Raw genomic sequence first — 6606 nt, 5'->3', positions numbered from 1 at the left:
CGCCGGGCCCGCTGCCCCCACGAATTCAATTTTCCACTGTAAGTGTCAGACCGACTCCGTATATACGGGCCCCATCGAGGGGGGTGGGTCGATGCAGAATCAGTCCCGATTGAATCAGTACGTGTGGATGCCACTCGTACTGGCCGCGCTGCTGGGCGGCTGTGGGGAAGAGAAGGTCCAAGGCGACGGGCTCCCTGGGGCACCGTCCGCCGTGGAGGCCGAGGCCGCGGATGCGCTCGCACTGGTGAGGTGGACGCCTCCCACGACGAACGGCGGCAACCCGCTGCTGTACTACGTGGTGCGCTGCGAGCCGGTGTGCGGCGGCGCCATCGTCGCCGCGGACGAGATGCAGGCCACCGTGCGCGGGCTGAACAACGGCATCCGGTATCTCTTCAAGGTGTCCGCGGTGAACGCGCGAGGCGAGGGCCCCGCGTCCGTCCCGTCGGAGTCGGTGATGCCCATGGCCGGCGCCGAGGTGCCCAACCCGGTGCCGCCGAGCCAGCCGCGCGCGGTGCGCGTGACGCCGGGGAACCAGGGCGCGTACGTGAGCTGGATGGCGCCCGCGAGCTTCGGCGGCCGCCCCCTGCGCTCCGTCCGCGTCAGCGTGGAGCCCGTGGGGCCCACGGTGACGGTGCCCGCCACGGAGCCCATGGTGTTCATCCCGGACCTGCCCAACAACGTGCCCCACCGCTTCAAGATGGTGGCCCTCAACGAGGTGGGCGAGAGCCCCGCGGTGTACACGCCGTGGGTGACGCCGCGCTCCGGCGGCGAGCCGGCGCAATGGGTGGGGGGCTACTACGTCGGCTATCAGCGCGGGCTCCTGCCCATGGACTCGGTGGACTTCTCGGGGATGACCGACCTCATCGTGGGCCGCTTCAAGCCGGGGCCCTTCGGCACGCTGAGCGCGGACCTGGACGTCACCGAGTACGAGGGCCCCATCATCGCCAAGGAGCTGGCGCAGCGGGCGCACGCGGCCGGGAAGAAGGCGCTGATGATGCTCGGCGGCTACGGCGAGCACGACAACTTCGTGGCGGCCACGCTCCCCGAGACACGCCCCATCTTCGTGCGCAGCATCCTCAAGCACATGGACGAGCTGGGCTACGACGGCGTGGACGTGGACTGGGAGCCCATCCTCCTGCCGCCCGCGGGCAACGACGGCGAGCAGCTGCTGGCCCTGCTGGATGACCTGCGCGCCGCGCGGCCCGACATCACCATCGCGGTGCCGGTGTACTGGGTGAACTCCAACTTCGGCCTCACCGAGCAGGAGAAGGCGTTCTACCGGACGCTGTCCGCGCGCGTGGACCAGCTCAACATCATGTCCTACAAGATGAGCGGCAACTGGGGCGGCTGGGAGAGCTGGCACTCCAGCCCGCTGGAGGACGAGGCGCCCAACCGGCCCACCTCCGTCGCCAGCTCCGTGCGCGGCTACCTGGACGCGGGCGTGCCCGCGGGGCGCCTGGGCGTGGGCATCGGCTTCTTCGGCACGTGCTGGCGCGGCGTGACGGAGCCGCGCACGCCACTGGCGGACCGGGACGTCATGGAGGTCCAGAGCGACAACGCCATGAGCTACACCAACATCATGGAGCTGTACTACGAGCCCCAGGCGCGCCACTGGGACGCGAAGGCGAAGTCGCCCTACCTGTCCACCCCGCATGAGGTGGGCCCCGGGCGCTGCAACTTCATCACCTACGAGGACGAGCAGTCCATCGCGGCCAAGGGCCGGTACTCGCGGGAGCTGGGCCTGGGGGGCGCCATCATCTGGACCATCAACCAGGGCCACCTCCCCCGGCAGCCCGAGGGGAAGAAGGACCCGCTGCTGGACGCGGTGAAGCGCGCCTTCCTGGACCGATGAAACGGGAGGGACTCCGGCGCCGCGTCAGCGCTGGAGGCAGATTTCGCCGCTCGCCTCGTTGACGAACGTCGAGGTGCCGGTGCCCTGGAAGAGGATGTGACCGGTGGCGCCGGCGAAGATGCCGGTGCCGCCCACCACCACGTCGCGCGCGGCGACCAGCCCGTTCTCCGTGTCGAGGATGCCGGTGTCGCGGGTGGTCAGCGTGCCGTGCTTCGTGCGGATGGTCAGCAGCCCGGAGTAGACGAGCGTCGTCGCGGCCTCCGTCGACGCCGCCGGCCCGAGCGAGTCGGCCACGAAGGTGGTGCGGCCCTTGAGCAGGCTGTCGCCCCTGAACTCGCCGGTGGTGCAGATGCCCACGGGGCTGTCGCAGTCCCCCGGGCTCATGGTGCTCGTCAGCGTTCCCCAGACCTTGAAGCACTTCGGCCTGGGGCGCGGCCTCGCGGAAGCCGACAGTCCGCCCACCAGCACCGCACCCACGAGCACTGGCACTGCCCACCTGCGTACGTTCCGCGACATGTAACCCTCCTCCGACGGGGGCGGAAAGCTACAGCATGTCGGGCAGAACGGAAGTGCGTGTAGGCATTATTTTACATAAGCGGTAAGGGCCGGCGTGCTGGCCGGGGCGGGCGCGGTAGCGCACCATGGGGCACATGGAGACCCCCAAGCCCGTAGCGACGGCGCTCACCATCGCCGGCTCCGACAGTGGTGGCGGCGCCGGCATCCAGGCGGACCTGGCCACCTTCGCCTTCCACCGCGTGCACGGCACCAGCGCGCTGACGGCCGTCACCGCGCAGAACACGCTGGGCGTCACCCGCGTGGACGTGCTGCCCCCCGAGGCGGTGGCCGCGCAGGTGGACGCGGTGGCGGCGGACATCGGCGCCGGGGCGGTGAAGACGGGCATGCTCGTCAACCCGGCCATCATCACCGTGGTGGCCGCGCGGCTGCGGGAGCTGAAGCTGGGGCCGCTGGTGGTGGACCCCGTCATGGTGTCCCGGGCGGGCGCGCGGCTCATCGACGACGCGGCCGTGGGGGCGCTCAAGTCACTGCTCCTCCCGCTGGCCGCCGTCGTCACGCCCAACCGCCATGAGGCGGAGCTGCTGGCGGGCATGGAGCTGCGCACGCTGGAGGACATGCGCGAGGCCGCGCGTCGCATCCATCGCCTCGGGCCCCGGGCGGTGCTCGTGAAGGGCGGAGGCATGGAGGGCGCGCTGCGCGGGACGGACGTCTGGTTCGACGGCGAGCAGCTGGAGACGCTGCACCTGCGCGCGGTGGACACGCGCAACACCCACGGCACCGGCTGCACGCTGTCGGCCGCCATCGCCGCGCACCTGGCCTTGGGGCGCGACACGCTGGAGGCCACCCGGCGCGCCAAGGCCTACGTCACCGCCGCGCTGGAGCACCCGCTGGCCCTGGGCAGGGGGCCCGGCCCCTTCAGCCACTTCTTCCCGCTGGACGACGGGTAGGCTTCCGCTTTTCGCGCCGCCGGCCCCGCTTTATGAGGGGCCTGCCATGAGATGCGGCAGCAACCGATGGTGGATGAGTGGAGGGTCGCGGCTGACCATCCGCCGTGAGCGGAGGCAGGGGGACCTGGTGACGGGGGTCGGCTTCCTCGCGTTCGGCGTGGGCCTGGCCTTCTTCCTGTTCCGGACGGAGCGCCTGTCCGGAGACCTGAAGTCCTGGTGGATGCTGGGCCTGTGCGTGGCGGCCGGGCTCCACTTCCTGCTGTCACGCTGGCAGGTGGTGGTGGACCGGGAGGCGGGCACCGCGAGGCGCACCCTGGGGCTGGGCGTCCCGCTCTTGCGGACGGAGTACTCGCTGCGGGAGTTCGACCGCGTCGACCTGTACGGCGACGAGGAGGAGGCCCGGGAGCACGTGCTGACACAGCCGTGCGCGGTGCGCCTGGGTGGGCCGGGCCGCGCGCTCGTGCTCGCCGGCAGCAATGACCGGCAGGAGGCGGTCGCCCTGGCGGAGGCCGTGTCGCGACTGCTCGGCCTGGGGCTGAGCGTGGACGGTGGCCGCGTCCGGGCCATGGAGGAGCGGCTGTCGGCGGCTCCGCTCACGGACACGCCGCCCGAGCCGCCGCCGGGCAGCCGCATCTACGTCACCCGTCACGCGCAGGGCCTCCAGGTGCGGCTACCGCCCCAGGGCTGGTCCCTCGCCCGCAAGGGGCAGGCCGTGGTGGCGGGGCTCATCGCCGTCGGGGTGCCCGCCTTCATCATGGGGAGCTGGGTCTACAAGCTGGGGGTGCGCCTCCCCCAGTTCCTGACGCCCATCGGGATGTCGCTCTTCATCGCCGCGTGCGGTGCGTTCCTGTTGTGGCGCCTGGCGGGCGAGGCCAGCCTGGGCTGGACCATCACCGCTTCGTCCAAGGGGCTGGAGGTCTCGCGGTACGGGCGCGGGGAGAACTCGCGCCCCGAGCGCATCCCCCGGGCCCGGCTCCAGGACATCAACCTGCGCCCGCTCCTCACGCAGAAGCAACGCCACATCCACATGCCGCCGCTCCGGCCCGGCAGTCCCGGGGACCGGAACGTCGAGGTCGCCATCGAGCACGACGCGGGCGTCCTCGCCCTGGGCGGGGGCCTGCGGCGCGTGGAGCTGGAGTGGCTGGAGGAGACGCTGCGCCGGGCCGTGGCCACCCGGCGCGACGTCGCCTCCCAGGGCCCGCGCCTCTAGCGCGTGGCCTTCGTCTGCGCCGCCGCGGGCACGGGGAAGCCGCGCTTGCGCATCAGCGCGTCGATGCCGGCGTCGCGGCCCCGGAAGCCGCGGTAGCCCTCGGCCGGGTCCATCGTGTTGCCCACGGCGAAGACGTGCTTGCGCAGCCGCTCGGCCACCGCCTTGTCGTAGGCGCCCTTGCCCGCCGTGAAGGCCTCGTACGCGTCCGCCGTCAGCGTGTCCGACCACAGGTAGCTGTAGTAGCCCGCCGAGTACCCGTCGCCCGCGAAGACGTGGCCGAACTGCGGCGTGCGGTGCCGCATGACGATTTCCTTCGGCAGGCCCAGCGCCTTCAGCGTGTCGCGCTCGAAGGCATCCGGGTCGATGGACGTGTCACCGGCCAGGTGCAGCTTCATGTCGATGAGCGCGCTGGCCAGGTACTCCACCGTGGCGAAGCCCTGGTTGAAGGTGGAGGCCTTCTCGATGCGGGCCACCAGCTCCTTCGGGATGGACTTGCCCGTCTGGTAGTGCAGCGCGTACGTGTTGAGCACCTCGGGCGTGGACAGCCAGTGCTCCAGGAGCTGCGAGGGGAACTCCACGTAGTCGCGCGCCACCGCCGTGCCCGCCAGCGACGGGTACGTCACGTTGGAGCTGAGGCCGTGCAGCGCGTGGCCGAACTCGTGGAACAGCGTGGACGCGTCCTCCCACGAGATGAGCACCGCCTCGCCGGGCGCGCCCTTCACGAAGTTGGAGTTGTTGGAGACGATGGTGGTGATTTCGCCGCGGAACCGCTCCTGGTTGCGGTACGCGTTCATCCACGCGCCGGAGCGCTTGCCGGGCCGCGCGTACGGGTCGAAGTACCACAGGCCCACGTGCCGGCCGCTGGCCTTGTCCTTCACCTCCCAGACGCGCACGTCCGGGTGGAAGACGGGAATGTCGTTCACCTGCGTGAAGGTGAAGCCGAACAGCTCCCCCGCCACCCAGAACATGCCCTCGCGCAGCTTCTCCAGCTGCAGGTACGGCTTCACCTCGTTCTCGTCCAGGTCGTACTTCGCCTTGCGGACCTTCTCCGCGTAGTAGCGGTAGTCCCAGGGCTCGATGCGGAGCTTCGCGCCCTCCTTGTCCGCCACGGCCTGCATGTCCCGGACTTCCTCGTGGACGCGGGCCACCGCGGGCTTCCAGACGGCCTCCATCAGCTCCATGGCGCGCTCGGGCGACTTCGCCATGGCGTTCTCCAGGCGCCAGTGCGCGTGCGTCTTGTAGCCCAGCAGCTTCGCGCGCTCGGCGCGCAGCTTCAGCACCTCGGAGATGAGGGCGTTGTTGTCGCGCGCGTCCCCGTTGTCGCCGCGGTTGACGTAGTTGCGCCACACCTTCTCGCGCAAATCCCGCCGGGCCGAGTAGGTCAGGAACGGCTCCATGGACGAGCGCGTGTTGGTGATGACCCACTTGCCCTTCATCCCCCGCGCCTCGGCCGCGGCGGCGGCGCCGGCGCGCACGGAGTCGGGCAGCCCCGCGAGGTCGGCCTCGGACTCGAGGACGACGGTGTAGCCCTCCTCGTCGGCGAGCACGTTCTGGCTGAAGGCGGTGTAGAGCGTCGCGAGCCGCTGGTTGATGGCCGCCACCCGCTGCTTCGCCGCCGCGTCCAGCTTCGCGCCGGAGCGGACGAACCGGGTGTAGTACAGCCACGCGAGCCGCTGCTGCTCGGGCGTCAGCTTCGCCTTGTCGGGCGAGTTGTAGACGGCCTCGATGCGCTGGAAGAGGCCCGCGTTCTGGGTAATCTCGTCCTCGAAGGCCGCGAGCTTCGGCGCCATCTCCCGCTGGAGCGCCTGGAACTCGGGGGTGTTCAGCGAGGAGCTCCAGATGCCGTAGAGCGTCTCCACGTCGGACAGGGTCCGCCCGGCGGCCTCCAGCGCGACGAGGGTGTTCTCGAAGGTGGGCGCCTCGGTCGAGCCGGCGATGGCGGCGATTTCCCGGCGGTTCTCCTCCATGGCCGCCTCGAGCGCGGGCTTGAAGTGCTCCACGCGGACCTGGGCGAACGGAGGCACGCCACCATGGGGGCCGGTCCACTTCGCCAGCAGCGGGTTGGACGCGGCGGCGGGGGT

General features: G+C 71.0%; 5 protein-coding genes. 3 read left to right on the top strand and 2 right to left on the bottom strand.

Features of this window, described 5'->3' with window-relative positions:
* Positions 1 to 91 precede the first annotated feature (91 nt).
* Entirely contained in the window at positions 92 to 1852 is a 1761-nt protein-coding gene (locus HG543_RS50160) for a glycosyl hydrolase family 18 protein (RefSeq protein WP_169352085.1), read from the top strand.
* A gap of 24 nt (positions 1853 to 1876) precedes the next feature.
* On the opposite strand, the gene HG543_RS50155 is transcribed toward HG543_RS50160, so the two are convergent.
* Positions 1877 to 2368, bottom strand: coding sequence for a hypothetical protein (locus tag HG543_RS50155; RefSeq protein WP_169352084.1), 492 nt, complete (start codon positions 2366 to 2368; stop codon positions 1877 to 1879).
* 125 nt (positions 2369 to 2493) lie between these two features.
* Here HG543_RS50155 and thiD point away from each other — a divergent pair, with 125 nt between their 5' ends.
* On the top strand, positions 2494 to 3315 hold the full coding sequence (gene thiD, locus HG543_RS50150; RefSeq protein ID WP_171818685.1) for a bifunctional hydroxymethylpyrimidine kinase/phosphomethylpyrimidine kinase: 822 nt from the start codon (positions 2494 to 2496) through the stop codon (positions 3313 to 3315).
* 73 nt (positions 3316 to 3388) lie between these two features.
* Positions 3389 to 4525: a hypothetical protein gene (locus HG543_RS50145; protein WP_169352082.1), complete on the top strand. Its 1137-nt coding sequence runs from the start codon at positions 3389 to 3391 to the stop codon at positions 4523 to 4525.
* Here HG543_RS50145 and HG543_RS50140 read toward each other — a convergent pair.
* Positions 4522 to 6606 (bottom strand): M3 family metallopeptidase (locus tag HG543_RS50140; protein WP_169352081.1); only part of this gene is annotated, 2085 nt, incomplete at its 5' end. The two genes, HG543_RS50145 and HG543_RS50140, sit on opposite strands and share 4 nt — an antisense overlap.

Source organism: Pyxidicoccus fallax (genome assembly GCF_012933655.1).
Taxonomy (GTDB): Bacteria; Myxococcota; Myxococcia; order Myxococcales; family Myxococcaceae; genus Myxococcus; species Myxococcus fallax.
This window is presented reverse-complemented; position numbering and strand designations above follow the sequence as displayed.

Bases quoted from the DNA above. Each gene is read 5' to 3' on its own strand.
- HG543_RS50155 (WP_169352084.1), bottom strand. From the start codon at position 2,368: ATGTCGCGGAACGTACGCAGGTGGGCAGTGCCAGTGCTCGTGGGTGCG.
- thiD (WP_171818685.1), top strand. From the start codon at position 2,494: ATGGGGCACATGGAGACCCCCAAGCCCGTAGCGACGGCGCTCACCATC.
- HG543_RS50145 (WP_169352082.1), top strand. From the start codon at position 3,389: ATGAGTGGAGGGTCGCGGCTGACCATCCGCCGTGAGCGGAGGCAGGGG.
- HG543_RS50160 (WP_169352085.1), top strand. From the start codon at position 92: ATGCAGAATCAGTCCCGATTGAATCAGTACGTGTGGATGCCACTCGTA.